20 protein-coding genes are annotated in these 16,779 nt (G+C 62.5%); 4 read left to right on the top strand and 16 right to left on the bottom strand.

The window, feature by feature from the left end; translation table 11 throughout:
• Positions 1–46: 46 nt before the first annotated feature.
• Positions 47–1,333: a DUF6250 domain-containing protein gene (locus AC27VQ_RS05625; protein WP_488715523.1), complete on the top strand. Its 1,287-nt coding sequence runs from the start codon at positions 47–49 to the stop codon at positions 1,331–1,333.
• Between the two features lie 38 nt (positions 1,334–1,371).
• Positions 1,372–2,529 (top strand): UDP-galactopyranose mutase, encoded by a 1,158-nt coding sequence (glf, locus tag AC27VQ_RS05620; protein ID WP_488715522.1) that lies wholly within the window; start codon positions 1,372–1,374, stop codon positions 2,527–2,529.
• 82 nt (positions 2,530–2,611) lie between these two features.
• On the opposite strand, the gene AC27VQ_RS05615 is transcribed toward glf, so the two are convergent.
• From AC27VQ_RS05615 to AC27VQ_RS05540, 16 genes are all read right to left on the bottom strand, one after another.
• Entirely contained in the window at positions 2,612–3,577 is a 966-nt protein-coding gene (locus AC27VQ_RS05615; RefSeq protein WP_313523584.1) for a flagellin N-terminal helical domain-containing protein, read from the bottom strand.
• Positions 3,578–3,833: 256 nt separating this feature from the next.
• Positions 3,834–4,718: a flagellin N-terminal helical domain-containing protein gene (locus AC27VQ_RS05610; protein WP_313523582.1), complete on the bottom strand. Its 885-nt coding sequence runs from the start codon at positions 4,716–4,718 to the stop codon at positions 3,834–3,836.
• Between the two features lie 237 nt (positions 4,719–4,955).
• A complete protein-coding gene (gene fliP / locus AC27VQ_RS05605; RefSeq protein ID WP_488715521.1) occupies positions 4,956–5,702 on the bottom strand; it encodes a flagellar type III secretion system pore protein FliP in 747 nt (248 codons plus the stop codon).
• Entirely contained in the window at positions 5,699–6,235 is a 537-nt protein-coding gene (locus tag AC27VQ_RS05600; RefSeq protein WP_313523578.1) for a flagellar basal body-associated FliL family protein, read from the bottom strand. The genes fliP and AC27VQ_RS05600 overlap by 4 nt, the downstream gene beginning before the upstream one ends.
• 32 nt (positions 6,236–6,267) lie before the next feature.
• Positions 6,268–6,978, bottom strand: a complete 711-nt coding sequence (flgH, locus tag AC27VQ_RS05595; protein ID WP_313523576.1) for a flagellar basal body L-ring protein FlgH — start codon at positions 6,976–6,978, stop codon at positions 6,268–6,270.
• On the bottom strand, positions 6,975–7,505 hold the full coding sequence (locus tag AC27VQ_RS05590; protein ID WP_313523574.1) for a MotE family protein: 531 nt from the start codon (positions 7,503–7,505) through the stop codon (positions 6,975–6,977). Before AC27VQ_RS05590 ends, flgH begins: the two co-directional genes overlap by 4 nt.
• Complete coding sequence (locus AC27VQ_RS05585) at positions 7,502–8,614, bottom strand: flagellar basal body P-ring protein FlgI (RefSeq protein ID WP_421594366.1); 1,113 nt, start codon at positions 8,612–8,614, stop codon at positions 7,502–7,504. Before AC27VQ_RS05585 ends, AC27VQ_RS05590 begins: the two co-directional genes overlap by 4 nt.
• Positions 8,614–9,123 carry a flagellar basal body P-ring formation chaperone FlgA gene (gene flgA, locus AC27VQ_RS05580; protein WP_488715520.1) on the bottom strand — a complete coding sequence of 170 codons (510 nt, stop codon included), beginning with the start codon at positions 9,121–9,123 and terminating at the stop codon, positions 8,614–8,616. Before flgA ends, AC27VQ_RS05585 begins: the two co-directional genes overlap by 1 nt.
• 23 nt (positions 9,124–9,146) lie before the next feature.
• The gene (gene flgG / locus AC27VQ_RS05575) at positions 9,147–9,929 is read right to left on the bottom strand and encodes a flagellar basal-body rod protein FlgG (RefSeq protein WP_313523570.1); all 783 of its coding nucleotides are present in this window, start codon (positions 9,927–9,929) and stop codon (positions 9,147–9,149) included.
• 9 nt (positions 9,930–9,938) lie between these two features.
• The gene (gene fliE / locus AC27VQ_RS05570) at positions 9,939–10,268 is read right to left on the bottom strand and encodes a flagellar hook-basal body complex protein FliE (RefSeq protein WP_313523568.1); all 330 of its coding nucleotides are present in this window, start codon (positions 10,266–10,268) and stop codon (positions 9,939–9,941) included.
• Entirely contained in the window at positions 10,265–10,684 is a 420-nt protein-coding gene (flgC, locus tag AC27VQ_RS05565) for a flagellar basal body rod protein FlgC (RefSeq protein ID WP_313523566.1), read from the bottom strand. Before flgC ends, fliE begins: the two co-directional genes overlap by 4 nt.
• A gap of 3 nt (positions 10,685–10,687) precedes the next feature.
• Positions 10,688–11,068, bottom strand: a complete 381-nt coding sequence (gene flgB, locus AC27VQ_RS05560; RefSeq protein WP_313523565.1) for a flagellar basal body rod protein FlgB — start codon at positions 11,066–11,068, stop codon at positions 10,688–10,690.
• A gap of 196 nt (positions 11,069–11,264) precedes the next feature.
• On the bottom strand, positions 11,265–11,828 hold the full coding sequence (locus tag AC27VQ_RS05555; protein ID WP_313523564.1) for a flagellar protein: 564 nt from the start codon (positions 11,826–11,828) through the stop codon (positions 11,265–11,267).
• Positions 11,825–13,180, bottom strand: coding sequence for a flagellar protein export ATPase FliI (gene fliI / locus AC27VQ_RS05550; protein WP_313523680.1), 1,356 nt, complete (start codon positions 13,178–13,180; stop codon positions 11,825–11,827). Before fliI ends, AC27VQ_RS05555 begins: the two co-directional genes overlap by 4 nt.
• A gap of 54 nt (positions 13,181–13,234) precedes the next feature.
• Entirely contained in the window at positions 13,235–13,960 is a 726-nt protein-coding gene (flgF, locus tag AC27VQ_RS05545; protein WP_488715519.1) for a flagellar basal-body rod protein FlgF, read from the bottom strand.
• Position 13,961: 1 nt separating this feature from the next.
• Entirely contained in the window at positions 13,962–14,741 is a 780-nt protein-coding gene (locus tag AC27VQ_RS05540) for a DUF1217 domain-containing protein (protein WP_488715518.1), read from the bottom strand.
• A gap of 173 nt (positions 14,742–14,914) precedes the next feature.
• On the opposite strand from AC27VQ_RS05540, the gene motA reads away from it, so the two are divergent.
• Entirely contained in the window at positions 14,915–15,793 is an 879-nt protein-coding gene (gene motA / locus AC27VQ_RS05535) for a flagellar motor stator protein MotA (protein WP_298099640.1), read from the top strand.
• 3 nt (positions 15,794–15,796) lie between these two features.
• Positions 15,797–16,741, top strand: coding sequence for a FliM/FliN family flagellar motor switch protein (locus tag AC27VQ_RS05530; protein WP_488715517.1), 945 nt, complete (start codon positions 15,797–15,799; stop codon positions 16,739–16,741).
• The last annotated feature ends 38 nt before the right edge of the window (positions 16,742–16,779 follow it).

Below are 16,779 nucleotides of genomic sequence, written 5' to 3'. Positions count from 1 at the left end.
CATTACCCTATTGAAAACACGAACCGTTCTGAACGACGAGGATCGCATGACCCCAGTTATCCTGGTGACCTTTGCCGGACGGCAGACGAGGATGGAAATCCTCACGCAATATATTCGCCGCGCGCTGGACCTCGGGATCATCGACGAGTGGCACATCTGGGACTTCACCCGCTCGGCCGACGATCATGCCTGGGTGACGCGCGAATTCGGCCCGGCCCGCTACATGGGCTCCAAGGTGGCCTACCAGAACGCCGGCACCGTCTCGCCGAGCGCCTCGTTCCGCACCAGCGCCCGCATCCGTCATGACCTGCACATCGCCGTCATCCCGAACGACCGACCGCACGACTGCTACGAGATCGCCGTCGGCGGCTGGAAGAACACCCATTCGGTGCTGCGCAAGATCGGCCGCGACCAGCTTGCGCATTTCGACCGCAGCAACGAGCAGACGCTCTGGAGCCAGCCGACGCCCGGCATTCTCTCGCCTGGCCGTCCCAACGACGTCACGCTTTCGGTCAATGCGGCCGGCGCGCCGATCCTGCGCATCAACGATGTGACGATCGGCACATGGCCGCAGATCAACCTGTCGGCCGGCGCGACCGTGCAGATCCGCGGCGGCTGGGGTGCAGATCTCGAACTCTGCGATGTCGATGCGCGCACGCGCCGCTATATCGGCAATCCGAACGAGCAGCTGCCCTACTACCAAGCCTATGACTACTACGCGACGCGCTTCGAGGAGTTCAAGGACGCCGTGTTCCTGAAGTGCGACGACGATATCGTCTATGTCGATATCGACAAGCTCGATGGCTACATCCAGTTCCGCCGCGCCAACCCGCATTATTTCATCGTCTCGGCCAATGTCGTGAACAACGGCGTGTGCGCCTATCTCCAGCAGGCCGCGGGCTCGATCCCGCCCCATGTCGGCGAGTTCGAGCACCCGCCGGGCGGTTTCGGCGGCACGCTCTGGGAAAGCGCCGAACGCGCGGCCAAGCTGCATGGCTATTTCCTGGGGGAAGACGGCCGCACGTTGCCCCTCCCCCAACCGGCCGTCGACTGGACCGAGCGGCAGTCGATCAACTTCATCGCCTGGCTCGGCCGCGACCTACTGCACATGGCGCTTCCGCAGGGCGACGACGAACATGCGCTCACCATCGGCGTGCCGACCTTCCTCGGCCGCCCCTCGGCGATCTATTCCGATTTCACCGTCAGCCATCTGAGCTTCGGCCCGCAGGAGCGCGGCTGGGATCCGGCGCCGCTCATCAAGGCCTATGAAGCCCTGATGCGTTCGCGTCTCTTCCCGGAAACCGAAAAGCCGGTGCTGCGCGCGGCCGGCTGACCAGCACCCGGACAGAACATTTCGCAGGGTGGAATAGAATGAGCGTGAAAGAAAAGATCCTCATCGTCGGCGCAGGGCTTTCCGGCGCCGTTATTGGCCGGGAGCTGGCGCAGGAAGGCTACAAGGTCGATATCCTCGACGCGCGCAACCATATCGGCGGCAATTGCCACACGGTGCGCGACGAGGCGACCGGCGTGATGGTGCATGTCTACGGCCCGCACATCTTCCATACCGACGATGCCGAGGTCTGGGACTATGTGAACGGTTTCACGACCTTCATTCCCTACAAGAACCGGGTGAAGACGACGAGCGGCGGCCAGGTGTTCTCGCTGCCCGTCAACCTGCACACAATCAACCAGTTCTTCGGCAAAACGTTCCGGCCCGACGAGGCCCGTGTCTTCCTCGAGGAGCAGGCCGACAAGACCATATCGGATCCACAGACCTTCGAGGAGCAGGCGCTGCGCTTCGTCGGAAACGATCTCTACGAGGCCTTCTTCAAGGGCTATACGCAGAAGCAATGGGGCTGCTCGCCGACCGAGCTGCCGGCCTCGATCCTGAAGCGCCTGCCCGTGCGCTTCAACTACGACGACAACTATTTCTTCCACAAATTCCAGGGCATGCCGGCAAACGGCTATACCGAGATGATCGAAGGCATTCTCGACCATCCCAACATTCATGTTTCGCTCGAGACGAACTTCCGGCGCGACCAGGTGGCGGGCTACGCCCATGTCTTCTATTCCGGTCCGCTCGACGGCTATTTCGACTACGAGCTCGGCCGGCTCGGTTATCGCACACTGGATTTCGAGCGCTTCACCTATGACGGCGACTATCAGGGCTGCGCGGTGATGAACTACGGCGACGTCGCGGTGCCCTATACGCGCATCACCGAGCACAAACACTTTTCGCCGTGGGAAGAGCACAAGGGTTCGGTCTGTTACCGCGAATTTTCGCGCGCCTGCGGTCCGGACGATATCCCGTATTATCCGATCCGCCTCGTTGAGGAAAAGGCACAGCTTGCCGACTATGTCGGCCGCGCCGAACAGGAGAAGGACGTCACCTTCGTCGGGCGCCTCGGTACCTACCGCTACCTCGACATGGACGTGACGATCCGCGAAGCGCTCGACACCGCAAGGCTCTATCTCGCCCGCAGGCACGAGGGTACTGCCATGTCGGCCTTCCTGCATGCGCCGCTTTAAGCGGCGTATCCTGAATGCACGAAGGCCCCGGATAAACCGGGGCCTTGCGAAATCTTCGAAGGATTGGAACCGCGTCTGCCGATTAACGGAAGAGCGTGAGGATGCCTTCGGCCGAGGAGTTGGCGATCGAGAGTGCCTGGATGCCCAGCTGCTGCTGCGTCTGGAGAGCCTTGAGGCGGGTCGATTCTTCGTTCATGTCGGCGTCGACGAGACGGCCGATACCGCTGTCGATGGCGTCGCTCAGCTTGGAAGCGAAATCTTCCTGCAGGTCGATGCGCATGGAGATCGAACCGAGCTGCGAGGCAGCCTTCGTCATCAGCTGGATGGCAGCTTCCGTCAGGTTGAGGGCTTCACCCATTTCGTCATCGGTGAAGGCCGAGATGTCGAGCGTGACGACCGTGTCGGTGATCGTGTAGGTGTTGGCCGTCGTGTCGATGTCGTCACCGGCCGAACCGAGGATACCACCGGCGCTCTGCGTGTAATCGTCCGTGTCGACCGTGCCGAACAGAACGTTCTGCGAGTCGGCGGTCAGTTCGTCGAGCGTATAGGTCGTGGTGTTGACCTTGACGGTGCCCGAGGCGTCGCGGACGAAGCCCGAAACGATCGTCTTGTCGGCTACGGCGTCGGTAGCGGTGCTGTCGAAAACGAGCCAGTTCTGGCCGTTGAAGGCGGCGCCCGAAGCGATCGAAACCAGCTGCTCCTGGAGCTGCTTGATTTCTTCCTGAACCTTGGCCTTGTCGACGCCCTGTTCGGTCGCCGCCGTAACCTTCTTCTTCATTTCCTTGACGACGTCGATGGCCGCTTCCATACCGGCATAGGCGGTATCCACCTTGGCGGCGCCGAGGCCGAGAGCGTCCTGAACGGCCGAGAGGGCCATGTTGTCGGAGCGCATGGTGGTCGCGATCGACCAGTAAGCAGCGTTGTCTGCGGCTTCACCGACGCGCATGCCGGAGGAGACGCGACCCTGCGTCGTTTCCATGTCGCTGCCGATCGAGCGAAGGGTGTTGAGAGCGGACATTGCCGCGACGTTGGTCAGAATGCTGGTCATGTGATGCGTGCCCCTTGAGTGGCTGACTGAGGAAGGGCATTCCGGATGTTACCGGTAAACGGTGGTCAGCTTCATGCCTGCTAACCGGTTAAGTTTCTTGGTTAACCCACCGTTTCGATGGGCTTAGAAAACCGCAATAAGGTTAAGGAATTCTTTAACGCGAAAGAAAAACGAAAAAAGGCCGCGCCCGTTTCCGGACGCGACCTTTTTGTGGGGTCTGGCGGGGTCAGCCTTCCCGCCGTCTCCTGTCCGTTTATTAACGGAACAGCGAGAGGATGTTCTGCGAGTTGGAGTTCGCGATCGACAGCGACTGGATGGCCAGCTGCTGCTGGGTCTGCAGGGCCTTCAGGCGGGTCGATTCCTCGTTCATGTCGGCGTCGACGAGACGGCCTACGCCCTTGTCGAGAGCATCCGAGAGCTTGGAAGCGAAGTCTTCCTGCAGGCCGATACGCATGGAGAGCGAACCAAGGTTCGAACCGACCGTGGTGAGGTTGGTCAGGGCGGTTTCGATCGTGTCGAGGTGATCGGCGACTTCGTCGTCGGTCGTGGCGTCCGTCAGCTCGATGGCGAGCGTGTCGGCCAGGTAACCCGAGCTGTCGTCGACTTCGCCGGTGGACGGGTCATAGGCGCCGAACAGGGCGTTGGTCGCCGAGTCGTAGCTTGCCGTCGTAACCTTGACCGTGCCGTCGTCACCGCGCACGAAGCCGGTAACGACCGTGCCGTCAGCGTTGCCACCAGCCAGCCAGTTTTCGCCGTTGAACGTGGCGGAAGCGCCGATGCTCTTCAGCTGATCCTGGAGCTGGGTGATTTCTTCCTGGACCTTGGTCTTGTCAACGCCCTGTTCGGTTGCGGTGACCAGCTTCTGCTTGATCGTCTTGACGACGTCGATGGCAGCTTCGACACCGCTGTAAGCGACGTCGACCTTTGCGGCGCCGAGGCCGAGAGCGTCCTGAACAGCAGAGATGGCTGCGTTGTCAGCGCGCATGGTGGTCGCGATCGACCAGTAGGCAGCGTTGTCCTTAGCCGCGCCAACGCGCTCGCCGGACGAAATGCGGCCCTGCGTCGTTTCCATGTCGTTGTTGATCGTGCGCAGCGTCTGGAGGGCTGCCATTGCAGAAGTGTTGGTGAGAATGCTCGACATTCTGATTGTCCCTTTGAACGAAATACTGGTGGGGACATACCGGACTGAAAACTTACCGGTTACGGCGGTTCGGCATCATGCCAACTCGGTTTCTCCAGACATCCAGAGGGATACCAAACCCGTCGTGTGATGCCAAAACTCGCAGCCAATCCTTGCCAACTCCTTAAATCGGCATGGGGCATTCAACCCATTGAAAAACAGGGTTAATACTCGGTAAGAATGTATGGTTAAGAAGGTCTAATTGAAGGACCGGACAAGGCTGCCGACAAGCAGGTTCCAGCCATCGATCAGCACGAAGAACAGGATCTTGAAGGGCAGCGAAATCGAAGTCGGCGGCAGCATCATCATGCCCATGGCCATGGTGATGGTGGCGACGATCATGTCGATGACCAGGAAGGGCAAAACGACCAGGAAGCCGATCTCGAAGCCGCGCCGGATTTCTGAAATCATGAAGGCCGGAATGACGACGCGCAGGTCGGCGATATTGTTTTCGACGACCGTCTGTCCGCGCTCCTCGGCTAGCGAGATGAAGAGCTCGATGTCCTTGTCGCGGGTATTGGCGACCATGAACTCGCGGAACGGCTCGGCGATGCGCTTGGCCGCCTCGGTTTCGTCGATCTGGTTGGCGATGAGCGGTTCGACGCCGTTCTGCCAGGCCCGGTCGAAGGTCGGCGCCATGACGTAGAAGGTCATGAACAGCGCCAGCGACACGAGGATCATGTTGGACGGCGTGGTCGAAAGGCCCATGCCGGACCGCAGGATCGAGAAGGCGATGACGAAGCGCGGGAAACTCGTCACCATGATCAGGATGCCGGGAGCAACCGAAAGAATGGTGAGCAGCCCGAAGGTGCGGATGATCCAGGAGGCGACCGAGCCGTCGACAGGCGCATTGAGGATATTGCCCGGCAGCTGCAACTGCTGCTGGGCATAGGCCATGCCGGTCATCGCCATCATGGCGACGAAGGTCAGAAAGGCTCGAATCATTCGATCACAAAGGTCCGGAACATGACGTTGGTTACGCGTCCTTCCGACCTGAGGTCAACCCGCTCCTGCAGGTCGTCCCGGAGATATTGGAAACCGCGCGGCCCCTGCACCTGCTGGAGCGTGACCGTGCGCATATAGGCCATGATGTCCTGGTGGATTTCTTCGGCGATCTTGACGTCAGCCGCCCCCTTGAACATCAGCGCAACCTCGAGCCGGATGCGGTTCTCCGAGGGATAGGCGAGGTTGCTGGTGATCGGATCGAGCAGCACGACACCGTTTGCCGGCGTCGAGATGTGCGGAATGTCCTCGCCGGCGGCACCCTTCGCCTCACCATGGCCGCCTTCACCGTGCCCGCCGGCTGCTGGCTCGGCCTTGGCCACTTCCTCGGCGGGCTTTTCGGCCGGCGGCGGCGCGAGCATGTTGCCCACGACCCAGCCGCCGCCGCCGGCAAGCAGCGTCAGCACGGCGATGATCGCGATGGTGATGACGATCGACGGCTTCTTCTGCTCGACGACCTGTTCTTCTTCCGCCATGTCTTTCTTCCCGGTTGACTGGGCCTGTCGCGTCAGAGCGGCGAGAACAGGTCGACGGCCTGCTGACCCCACGGCGGCTGCTGCACTTCGGTCAGGCGGCCACGGCCGCCATAGGAGATGCGGGCTTCCGCGATCTTCTCGTAGGAGATCTGGTTGTTGGAATCGACATCCTGCGGCCGCACGATGCCGGCGACGTTGAGGATGCGAAGCTCGTGATTGACGCGCACTTCCTGCGAGCCGCTGATCAGGAGGTTGCCGTTCTCGATAACGCCGGTCACGACCGCGGCGACGAGCAGGTTCAGCCGCTCGGCGCGCTCCGTGGAGCCGTCACCCTTGCTGCTGGTCGAGGAGCCGTAGGTGAGGTCACCCTTGCCTTCGACGTCGGGCAGGTCGCCGCTCATGCCGATGCCGAGGTTCATGCCGCTCTTGTTGGTGCGCGACCGGTCCGTCTTGTTGTCGAAGCTCGCCCGGTCGTTGACGCGGATATTGACCGTCATGATATCGCCGACCTTGAAGGCGCGCGAATCCTTGAACAGCGCCGACTGCTGGTCGCTCCAGATCGAATAGCCGGCAACCGCCGTGCGCGGCTGTTTCGGGTACGCCGCCATCTGCGGCGTCTCGGCATAGTTGAGCCCGCTGCCGATGGGGCTCATCGCCGGTGCCTTGCCGATCTCGTTAAGGGCCTGGCTGGAGCAGCTCGACAATGCCAGCGCGACGGCGAGTGCAGAGGCGGTCTTCTTCATGACGGGTCCTTTGAGGTGTTGGCGTCGCCCGCGACGGCGATGATGCGGGTGAGCAACGCGGCCTTGTCGGCCGGCATTTCGCCGAGAATGGTGCTCGACTGGCGCGGCGGAAGCTTCATGACGATCGCGGACGCGATCTGCGGATTGAGCTCCGCAAGCTGGGCGGCGGCCGCATCCGGCTTCATCTTCCGGTAGATCTCGACCAGCCCGCCCTCGGCCTGCTTCAGGAAGGCGTTGCGGCGCGTCAGCCAGTCCTCGTATTCTGCACGGCGGGCTTCGAGCGTCTTGATGCGCTCGTCGACGTCCTTCTGAAGGTTTTCCAGTTCCTGCTTTTGCAGCAGGTAGCGCTGGTCGCGCGCCGCGTCCGCGATATTGGTGCAGAACTCGCGGATCTCGTCGGCGCTCGCATTGGTGGTCGTGATGACCGGGCGCTCCTCGGCGAAAGCGCCGGGAATGGCCATCATCACGAAGCCGGCCAGCGGCAAGGCCAGCCTGCGGGCAAGGGTGGAGAGGCTCATGGTCGTCATTGCAGCACCAGTTCTGCCTGGAGGGCGCCCGCGGTCTTGATGCTTTGCAGGATCGAGATGATGCCGTCAGGCTTGACGCCGATGCTGTTCAATCCCGACACGAGCGAACGCAGACTGGAACCGTCGAGCATGGCGACATTGCCACCGTCCTGCTGGACGAGGATATCCGTGTTCGGCTCGACCGCCGTCACCCCCTTGGAGAAGGGTTCAGGCTGCACGACCTTCGGCATCTCGGTGATCTGCACGGTCAAAGTTCCGTAACTGACCGCGACCGGCGAGATGCGCACGTCCTGGCCGATGACGATCGTGCCCGTCCGTTCGTTGATCACGACGCGCGCCGGCACGTCGGTCTCGATGACGAGGTTTTCGATATCGGCCATCAGGCGGGCCAGATCGGCCATCTTGGGCTTGGCGATATAGACCGACTGCGAATCACGCGATTCGGCGATCGGATTACCGTATTGGGCGGAAGCATAGCGGTTGATGGCATCGGCCATGCCGACCGAGGTCGAGAAGTCCGGATTGCGCAATTGCAGCACGAGATCGGACGAATCCTTGAAGCGCGACGGGAGCTCACGCTCGATGATCGCACCGTTCGGCACGCGGCCGGCGGTCGTGACACCCTGCTGGACCGTTGCGGCATCGCCGCTGGCGCTGACGCCCGTGACGACGATCGAACCCTGGGCAACGGCGTAAATCTGTCCGTCGGCGCCCGACAGCGAAGTCATGACGAGCGTGCCGCCGCGCAGCGACGCCGCGTCGCCGAGCGAGCCGACCGTCACGTCGATGCGGCTGCCGGGGCTGGCGAAAGGCGGCAGGTTGGCGGTGACGAGCACGGCCGCGATGTTCTTGGCGCGCGTCTGCGTGCCGACCATGGAGATGCCGAGGTTCTGCAGCATCGCGCGCATGGACTGTTCGGTAAACGGCGACGAACGCATGCTGTCGCCGGTGCCCTGGAGGCCGACGACGAGGCCATAGCCGATCAGCTGGTTGTCACGGCCGGCCTGGAGCGAGGCGACATCCTTGATGCGGGCGGCCGGAAGTGCGGGGCCTGCGGCAAGCATGATGCACGCAAGGGCGGCAACGACGCGACGGAAGAAAAGCTGCATCATCGTGCCACCACATGTACGGTTCCGTCTTCCATGACCGTGCCGGAGACGATCACGCCGGAATCCTTGTTGCGAACCTTGATCAGCTCGCCGACGGCGGCATCCTGAAGCGGCGTGCCGGCGGCGCGCAGCATCAGGGATCCGTTGTCGAAGACGAGCTGGACGGTGGTGCCGCGGGAAACGGCGAAGGGCTCGCGCAGCGCCGAGACGAGGATGACGCGGCCCGCCAGCAGTGTGCGCCTGGTGATCAGGCCATCGACCTGGCCGATGCTTTCGGCATAGCCCTTGACGATATTCGGGTTGGTCACCTCGACCTCTTCGAGCTGCCCCGCCTGGACTTCCTCGCCGGGATAGATCGTCCGCTTGGGCACGACGGCCATGCGGGTATCGGCAAGGGCCGCGTCGGCTGCGAAAAGACCGGCGAGCACGGCGCACACGGCAAGAGCCGTGTGGCGCGTGGCCGAAAGGGTCTTTGCTCTGCGAAGGGCTGCTATCAGGCGAAACATCATGTTCCCCGCGTGTGTGTCGGTTGTTATCTCAGGTTCTTGCTGACCACGGCTGCCATTTCGTCGGCGGCCTGGATGATCTTGGAGTTCATCTCGTAGGCGCGCTGGGCCGAGATCAGGTCGGTGATTTCCTTGACCGGATCGACGTTGGAGGCTTCGAGATAGTTCTGCTGGATATAAGCGAAGCCCGCTTCGTCAGGCGCGCCGACATTGGCGGGACCGGAGGCTGCGGTCTCGCGGTAGAGGTTTTCACCGAGCGGCTCGAGGCCGGCCTCGTTGACGAAATTCGCCAGCGTGATCTGGCCGAGTTCCTGCTGCTGGCCGGCAACGGTCGCATAGACCTGGCCGGATTTGCTGACGGTGACTTCGGTGGCATCCTGCGGCACAGTGATGCCCGGCACGACGGTGTAGCCGTCGAGCGTCACGAGCTGGCCGTCGGCATTGGTGTTGAATGCGCCGGCGCGGGTGTAGAGCGTGGAGCCGTCGGCCGCCTCGATCTGGAACCAGCCGCGGCCGATCAGCGCCATGTCGAAGGAGTTGCCGGTCGAGACGAGGCCGCCCTGCAGATGCAGGTTGCGCACGGCCGCGGTCTTGACGCCGAGACCGATGATCGCGCCTTCCGGCACCACGGCCTGGTTGGCGCGGTTGGGCACGCCGGCGGCGCGCTCGGTCTGGTAGAGAAGGTCCGAGAATTCGGCGCGGGCTCGCTTGAAGCCGGTCGTGTTGATGTTCGCGATGTTGTTCGCGATGACTTCAAGGTTGGTCTGCTGCGCGTTCATGCCGGTGGCGGCAATAGCAAGGGCTTTCATGTCCGGTCCTCAGATCTGCATTCTTGCGACTTCGAGATAGGCGGTGACGACCTTGTCGCGGATGGCGATGGCGGTCTGCAGCGTCTGCTCGGCGTTCATGACGGCGTCGACCACTTCGCGGGTCGTCGCCTTGCCCTGGATGGCTTCGAAGGACTTGGTTTCACCAAGCTTCAGCGTGTTGGTCATTTCGGTTGCCATGTCGCCCATCACCTGGGCGAAGCTCATGCCCGTACCGGTTCCCTGCGCGGCGGCAGCCGAAACGCTGCTGGAGGTCTCGTTGACACCCGAAAGGCCGTTGGTGGAGAAGAGCGATTTGACGCCCGTTACGCTATCGATCATTGCGAGGCCCTCAGGAGGTCGATGGTCGCGGAGATCAGGTCACGCGACTGCTTGATGCTCTGCAGGTTGGCTTCGTAGGAGCGGTTGGCTTCCCGCATGTCGGCCATTTCGACCAGCATGTTGACGTTCGGCATCTTGACGATGCCCTTTTCGTCGGCAGCGGGGTTGCCCGGGTCGTATTCGGTCGAGAAATCGCCTTCATCCTCGCCGAGACGTTCGACCTGGACCAGCGAAGCGCCGGTTGCCCGGTCGAGTTCGGAAGCGAAGGTCACGGTCTTGCGGCGGAAGGGATCGGCACCAGGAGTATCACCCGTCGAGCGGGCGTTGGCCAGGTTTTCCGAAACGATGCGAATACGGGTGGATTGCGCCTCAAGTCCCGAGGCCGCGACTTTCAGTGAAGCTACGAGCGGATCCATTTTTTACCTTCTGACTGTCATCAGCATCATGCGATGAAAGGCCTTGACGAGGCCGGCATTCAACTCAAAGTCACGCTTGACCTGACCCTCTTTCATGAGTTCTTCGGCAATACCGACCGTGTTGCCGGATTCCTGCACGCCGATCTCTTCGGTGGGTTTGGTCTCGATGACGCGGCCTGCCATTTCGGTTTCGGTGAAATGACCCGGCTGCGTCGCCGCCATGCGGATGCCCGTCGTCTCGAGCACCGCCTGAAAGGGAGTTACGTCCTTCGCCTTGAACCCGGGGGTGTTGGCGTTGGCGAGATTGCCTGCAACCACACTCTGGCGGACCGAAAGCCAATCGGCTTGTTTCGTGGCCAGTTCAAACAGTTGTATCGGTTGCATGACAAGCTCCATCCTTGTTCGAGGCGAACCTACGGAGCCAATCTTGCGTCAGACTTGCACCGCTGCGATTGAGCGGCAAGTGCCTGTATTTCCGGGATTATATATGCTCGAGCCGCAGTCATCGCGGCGAGCGGGCGGCCGGTCCGGGCAAGCCGGAAACGCCGAATCAGCTGCGGGGCGGAACGCCCCGCACCCTCTAATTGCGCTTGATGACGTCGCCGTTGGAGGTCACGATGACCCAGGCGCCGTCGCGCTGCTCCAGCGTCGCAAGACGGCTGTTGTCGGGGAGGATCGAGCCGACGCGCACGATATACATGCCGCGCGCATCCTCGATCAGCGCCCGGCCGTTGGCCACATGCATCAACCGGAAGCCGGTGCTGGCCGGCAGAGGCTGGTCGAGACCGCTATCGATGGGCGCGCCGAGCTTCGTTTCGTTGCCCTCGTCGGTGGCGCTCGCGGTCGCGACCGGATCGACGTTCGATTGTCCCGACTCCTTGTCATCATCGACCATGGCGGCCGGCGAGACGCTGACCACCTGCTTCGGGCCGGTTTCCGGCAGGTCACGCGTCGTGCCTTCCCAAAGGGCAGGCACGGAGAATTTCTCCGGGTTGAGGAAGACATACCAGGGGAAAAAGGCGGCCATCGCCGCGAGCATCACGCCCGTTCCGGCCAGCAGCTTGTCGGCGGTGCTGTAGCCGCGCCGTTCCCGCCGCTTGAGCGGCTGAACTGCTTCGTCCGCATCGAAATCCGTCACTGTCATCCCCTTCGCATGCCTGGCGCACCGCCCTGCCCGGCCGCGTTCTTCAGCGCCATGGCAAGATCGGAGAACGAATCGGCGGCGGGCTTTTCACCCGGCGTCTGTTTGAGAACCTCGTAGATGATCGGCACCTGCTTGATCGCCATGTCGAGATCGGCATCGCCCCCGGGGCGGTAGCCGCCGATGAGGCGCAGATCCCGCGTCTCCTCGAAGCGGTGGATCAGCGCCTTGAGGCGCGACACGAGCTTCTCCTGATCCGGTGTCCAGGCCTTGCGGGCGAGACGCGAAATGGAGGCGAGCGGGTTGATCGGCGGATAACGCCCCTCTTCGGCGAGGCTGCGCTCCATCACGATATGGCCGTCGAGAATACCGCGCGTCGAGTCGGCGATCGGATCGTTGTGGTTGTCGCCGTCGACGAGGATCGAGATGATCGCCGTGATACTGCCGGTGCCCTCGGCACCTGGGCCGGCACGCTCGAGCAGGCGCGGCAGCTCGGTGAAGACCGAGGCCGGATAACCACGTGCGATCGGCGGCTCGCCGGCGGCGGTCGCCACTTCGCGGATGGCATGGGCAAAGCGCGTCACGCTGTCGATGATGAGCAGGACGTTGTCGCCCTGGTCGCGATAGTGCTCGGCGATCGTCACGGCGGTCAGCGGCGCCATCTTGCGCAGCATCGGGCTCTCGTCGCTGGTCGCCACGACGGCAACCGATTTCGCCAGATTGTCGCCGAGCGTGTCCTCGATGAATTCGCGCACTTCACGGCCGCGTTCACCGACCAGCGCGATGACGACCTTGTCGAAGGCGTCGGCGCGGGCGAGCATCGACAGCAGCGTCGATTTACCGACACCCGAACCGGCGAAGATGCCGAGACGCTGGCCAAGGCAGAGCGGCGCAAAAATATCGATGGCGCGCACGCCGGTCGAGAAGCCTTTTTCGACACGCTTGCGCGTCATCGATGGCGGGGCGGAATTGTAGATGGAACGACGGTCGTCACCCTGCGTGAGTGGGCCGAGCCCGTCGATCGGCTCGCCGAGCGCGTTGATCGTGCGGCCGCACCAGGAGGCGGCCGGCGCGACGCGGAAGGCACCCTTGCGGATGACCGTATCGTGGATGCTGATCGGCTCGCCCGGCTCGATCGGGCAGACGACGACGGAATCCGGCTCGACGCGCACCACCTCGCCGAGATGGATGCCGGCCGGGCTTCTGTGCGCCACGAACTCGCCGAGCCGCACATGGCGCGACAAGCCGCTGACCGTGTAGTTGCCGGCCGAGATGGTCTGCACATGGCCGCCGTGGACGACCGAGAATTCCGGCGAGGAATAGCGCTTAACGGCCCCGGCCAATGCGCTCAGCATGCGCCCGCCGTCGGGAATGCGTCTCTCGTCGGGCCTGGTTTCCGCAGCCATGGTTTACTTGCTTCCGCCGAGCGTGCGCACCGCTTCGTTCATCGATTCCTCGCTGTCGCGCATCAGCGAGGCAATGCTTTCGAAGGCGCGCGTGACCTGGATGAGCTGCGTCATCTCGCCAATGGCGTTGACGTTGGACTCTTCGACATAGCCCTGCACCACGCCGGCATCCACTCGGTCGACCACCGGCTCCGGCGGGATTTTCGAAATTATGCCGCTGTTGCCGGCGCGGGTGAAGCCACCAGAGAGATCGGCATCGAAGAGACCGAGCGAGGCGACCGGACGGCCGTTCTGGTTGAGCTGGCCGTCAGCACTGAGCTGGATTGTGCCATTCGTCGCATCGATCTGGATGGGGCCGCCGCCGGCATCGAGCACCGGATAACCGTTCAGCGTCACAAGTTCGCCGGCATCGGTCAGCGTGAAGCGGCCGTCGCGGGTGAGCGTCGGGCCGGAGGGCGTCTCGACCTGGAACCACGCGTCACCCTTGATGGCGAAGTCCAGCGCACCGCCGGTCTCGGTAATGCCGCCATTGCGCTGGGAGATGAACTCATCGCCCTGCGAAACGAAGGCGACGTCGGCGACCTTCTGGTCGCTTATGACCTGGTTGAACTTCACTTCCGTGGCGCGGAAGCCGACGGTCGTCGAGTTCGCGACGTTGTCGGCAAGGGTCGTCAGGCGGCGGTCGAGCGCAAGCTGGGACGAAAGCGATACATAAAGCCCGGTCTGCATCTCAGCGACCTCCGAGTTTCAGATTGTTGATGGAAAGCAGAAGATCCGTCGAAATGCCGATGAGGCCCGACGGCTGGAAGGCGGCGAGCGAATCGGCGCTGTCTGTCGAGTTTTCGAGTTCCCACATCGAGGTGAACCGCTCGAGGAACTTGCCGACCTTCGACGGATCCTTGAACTCGTCCAGTTTCAGCACGTCTTCGTAATAGGCGGCCTGACGGTCGATATCGGTGGCGGCGAATTCGGCGGGAAGCTGGAGCGCGGTTCGCACCACCTGCGCGATCGCGTCGTCGGCGATGATCGAATAACCCGAAGTGATCGAGGGGGCCATGCGCTCGAAATAGAGCGCGAGGCGAACACCCGTATTGTCCTCACCGGCGCTGATCTCCAGCGTCTGGCGAGTATACTTGTCGACCATGCCCTTCTGGGCACTTTCCATCAGCGTGGCGACTGCACCGTTGCGGGCGAAGTTCAGCGATTCCGCCAATGCCTTATAGCGCGTGTCGGTGAGCTGGTTGGCGAAAGCATCCTTGTTGTCGACGCCCTCGGTCAGCACCTTGCGCATAAAGGCTTTGGCATAGGCCATGTCCTCCAGGCCGTGCGCCTTCATCACGTAGTTGTAGAGGCGGCTGTCGGCGAAGAAGTCGTCGACCGATTTCACGTCGCCGATCTTTTCGAGGTAATATTCCGTCTCGCGCTTGACGTCCGGCTGCTCCGAAACGCGCTTCAGCGACGTCTGGAGGTCGGTGGAAATCAACTGGTAGCTCGTATAGGTGGTCGTCACGATAGCCCGCCGATCAAGGTGCAAGAGGGCGCGGATCGCCCGTTATGAGCCATGATCCTGCGGGCTTTTGCTTGTGCGAACCTGATCGGTAAACCAGCCGTTAGGTACAGCTTCACGCAAGGCTGGAACCGTATTTCCAGAAGGGTCAGAATTGTGTCGGGACCCCTGCGCTCATGAATATCATCATTGGTCTAATCGTTACGGTCGGCTGCGTCTTGGGCGGCTTCATGGCCATGGGCGGGCATCTCGCGGTGCTCAACCAGCCGTTCGAGCTCATGATCATCGGCGGCGCGGGCGTCGGCGGCTTCATCGTGGCCAACACGATGAAAGTCATCAAGGAGACCGGCAAGGCGCTGGGAGAAGCCTTCAAGCACAAGGTTCCCAAGGAGCGCCACTATCTCGATACGCTCGGCGTACTCTACAGCCTGATGCGCGACCTGCGCACCAAGTCGCGCAACGAGATCGAAGCCCATATCGACAATCCGGACGAGTCGCCGATCTTCCAGTCGGCCCCGACGGTCCTTGCCAACAAGGAACTGACGGCCTTCATCTGCGACTACGTCCGCCTCATCATCATCGGCAACGCCCGCTCCCACGAGATCGAGGCGCTGATGGACGAGGAAATCCAGACGATCACGCGCGACAAGATGAAGCCCTACCAGTCTCTCTCCACCATGGGCGACGCCTTCCCGGCCATCGGCATCATCGCCGCCGTTCTCGGGGTTATCAAGGCAATGGGCAAGATCAACGAATCGCCTGAGGTTCTCGGCGGCCTCATCGGTTCGGCTCTCGTCGGCACCATGCTCGGCATCTTCCTGTCCTATTCGATCGTCACGCCGATCGCGACCAACATCAAGGTCGTGCGCGAGAAGCAGAACCGCCTCTACATCATCGTCAAGCAGACGCTGCTCGCCTACATGAACGGTTCCGTGCCGCAGGTGGCGCTGGAATACGGCCGCAAGACCATCTCTTCCTACGAGCGCCCGTCGATCGACGCGGTCGAGCAGGAAATGATGAATCCCGGCGGCGGCGGCGACACGAAGGCGGCCTAAGCAATGAGTGAAGCGACCGTGACCGCAGCCCCGTCCCTCGATCCGATCGTGCTTGCGCGCCTCACCGGCAAGCTCGGCGACACGGCGACCATTTCAAAACTCTGCGCCACCCTGGGCGACGTTTTTGCCGAATTCCTGCCGGACATGCTGGAAAGCGAACTCGGCTTCGAGGTCGCGGTCTCCTATGCCGGATTCGAGACGGGCAAATACGGCCCGCTCGTCGAAGGCCTCGGCGGCGCCATGGCGATGTGCGACGCGTCGCTGCGCGACTGGTGCGATCGCTTCACGCTGATCTGCGACAGCCCGATGATCATCACGCTCGTCGAGAACATGCTCGGCGCCGTCAGCGACAGCATCGAGGATCCCGAGGCGCGCCCGCTCTCCAAGATCGAGCTCGATCTCGCCGCGATGATGTTCGACCGCATCTCCAGCGTGCTGAAGACCGCCGTTTGCGGCGCCAACGGCTATGAGCCCTTCCTCAGCCATGCGCACAATGCCGAAACGCGCAAGCCGACCGAGGACGGTTCGGAAAACGAGCATGTCGCGATGGTCAACATGGCTGTCGGCATCGGCCCCGTCCTCTCGACCTTCCACGTCGTCATTCCGCAGAGCGTTCTCCTGAAGTCGACGATCTCGGCACCGAAGCCGGCCAATGCGCCGAAGACCCGCGTCGAATGGAGCGAGCGCCTCGGCGAGCAGGTCCGCCGCTCGAAGGTGACGCTCGAAGCCCGCATCCGGCTTGAGGCACAGACACTCAATACGATCAGCCGCCTGCAGGCCGGCGACATCATCCCGTTCAACGAATCAGGTGATGTGCGCGTCGAGGTCAACGCCAACGGCCGCAATCTCTATGTCTGCGAATTCGGGCGCTCGGGCGCGCGCTACACGGTCAGGGTCAAGGATACCTACGGATCGGAGGATGACCTCCTCCAGCACATCATCGGATAGTTTACGCATGACGCGTACGGGGCGGCGAGCCTCAGGCA

It is taken from the genome of Shinella sp. 20P9.1.1, from assembly GCF_057798995.1.
The sequence above is the reverse complement of the archived record's forward strand: the minus strand, read 5'-3'. Positions and strand labels throughout refer to the sequence as shown.

What these genes read in the sequence shown, in the direction of transcription:
- flgA (WP_488715520.1), bottom strand. Translation starts at nt 9,123, where the DNA reads ATGATGTTTCGCCTGATAGCAGCCCTTCGCAGAGCAAAGACCCTTTCG.
- flgF (WP_488715519.1), bottom strand. Translation starts at nt 13,960, where the DNA reads ATGCAGACCGGGCTTTATGTATCGCTTTCGTCCCAGCTTGCGCTCGAC.
- AC27VQ_RS05585 (WP_421594366.1), bottom strand. Translation starts at nt 8,614, where the DNA reads ATGCAGCTTTTCTTCCGTCGCGTCGTTGCCGCCCTTGCGTGCATCATG.
- AC27VQ_RS05590 (WP_313523574.1), bottom strand. Translation starts at nt 7,505, where the DNA reads ATGACGACCATGAGCCTCTCCACCCTTGCCCGCAGGCTGGCCTTGCCG.
- flgB (WP_313523565.1), bottom strand. Translation starts at nt 11,068, where the DNA reads ATGCAACCGATACAACTGTTTGAACTGGCCACGAAACAAGCCGATTGG.
- AC27VQ_RS05615 (WP_313523584.1), bottom strand. Translation starts at nt 3,577, where the DNA reads ATGACCAGCATTCTGACCAACGTCGCGGCAATGTCCGCTCTCAACACC.
- AC27VQ_RS05555 (WP_313523564.1), bottom strand. Translation starts at nt 11,828, where the DNA reads ATGACAGTGACGGATTTCGATGCGGACGAAGCAGTTCAGCCGCTCAAG.
- flgH (WP_313523576.1), bottom strand. Translation starts at nt 6,978, where the DNA reads ATGAAGAAGACCGCCTCTGCACTCGCCGTCGCGCTGGCATTGTCGAGC.
- motA (WP_298099640.1), top strand. Translation starts at nt 14,915, where the DNA reads ATGAATATCATCATTGGTCTAATCGTTACGGTCGGCTGCGTCTTGGGC.
- flgC (WP_313523566.1), bottom strand. Translation starts at nt 10,684, where the DNA reads ATGGATCCGCTCGTAGCTTCACTGAAAGTCGCGGCCTCGGGACTTGAG.
- AC27VQ_RS05600 (WP_313523578.1), bottom strand. Translation starts at nt 6,235, where the DNA reads ATGGCGGAAGAAGAACAGGTCGTCGAGCAGAAGAAGCCGTCGATCGTC.
- fliP (WP_488715521.1), bottom strand. Translation starts at nt 5,702, where the DNA reads ATGATTCGAGCCTTTCTGACCTTCGTCGCCATGATGGCGATGACCGGC.
- fliI (WP_313523680.1), bottom strand. Translation starts at nt 13,180, where the DNA reads ATGCTGAGCGCATTGGCCGGGGCCGTTAAGCGCTATTCCTCGCCGGAA.
- AC27VQ_RS05530 (WP_488715517.1), top strand. Translation starts at nt 15,797, where the DNA reads ATGAGTGAAGCGACCGTGACCGCAGCCCCGTCCCTCGATCCGATCGTG.
- AC27VQ_RS05610 (WP_313523582.1), bottom strand. Translation starts at nt 4,718, where the DNA reads ATGTCGAGCATTCTCACCAACACTTCTGCAATGGCAGCCCTCCAGACG.
- flgG (WP_313523570.1), bottom strand. Translation starts at nt 9,929, where the DNA reads ATGAAAGCCCTTGCTATTGCCGCCACCGGCATGAACGCGCAGCAGACC.
- fliE (WP_313523568.1), bottom strand. Translation starts at nt 10,268, where the DNA reads ATGATCGATAGCGTAACGGGCGTCAAATCGCTCTTCTCCACCAACGGC.
- glf (WP_488715522.1), top strand. Translation starts at nt 1,372, where the DNA reads ATGAGCGTGAAAGAAAAGATCCTCATCGTCGGCGCAGGGCTTTCCGGC.
- AC27VQ_RS05625 (WP_488715523.1), top strand. Translation starts at nt 47, where the DNA reads ATGACCCCAGTTATCCTGGTGACCTTTGCCGGACGGCAGACGAGGATG.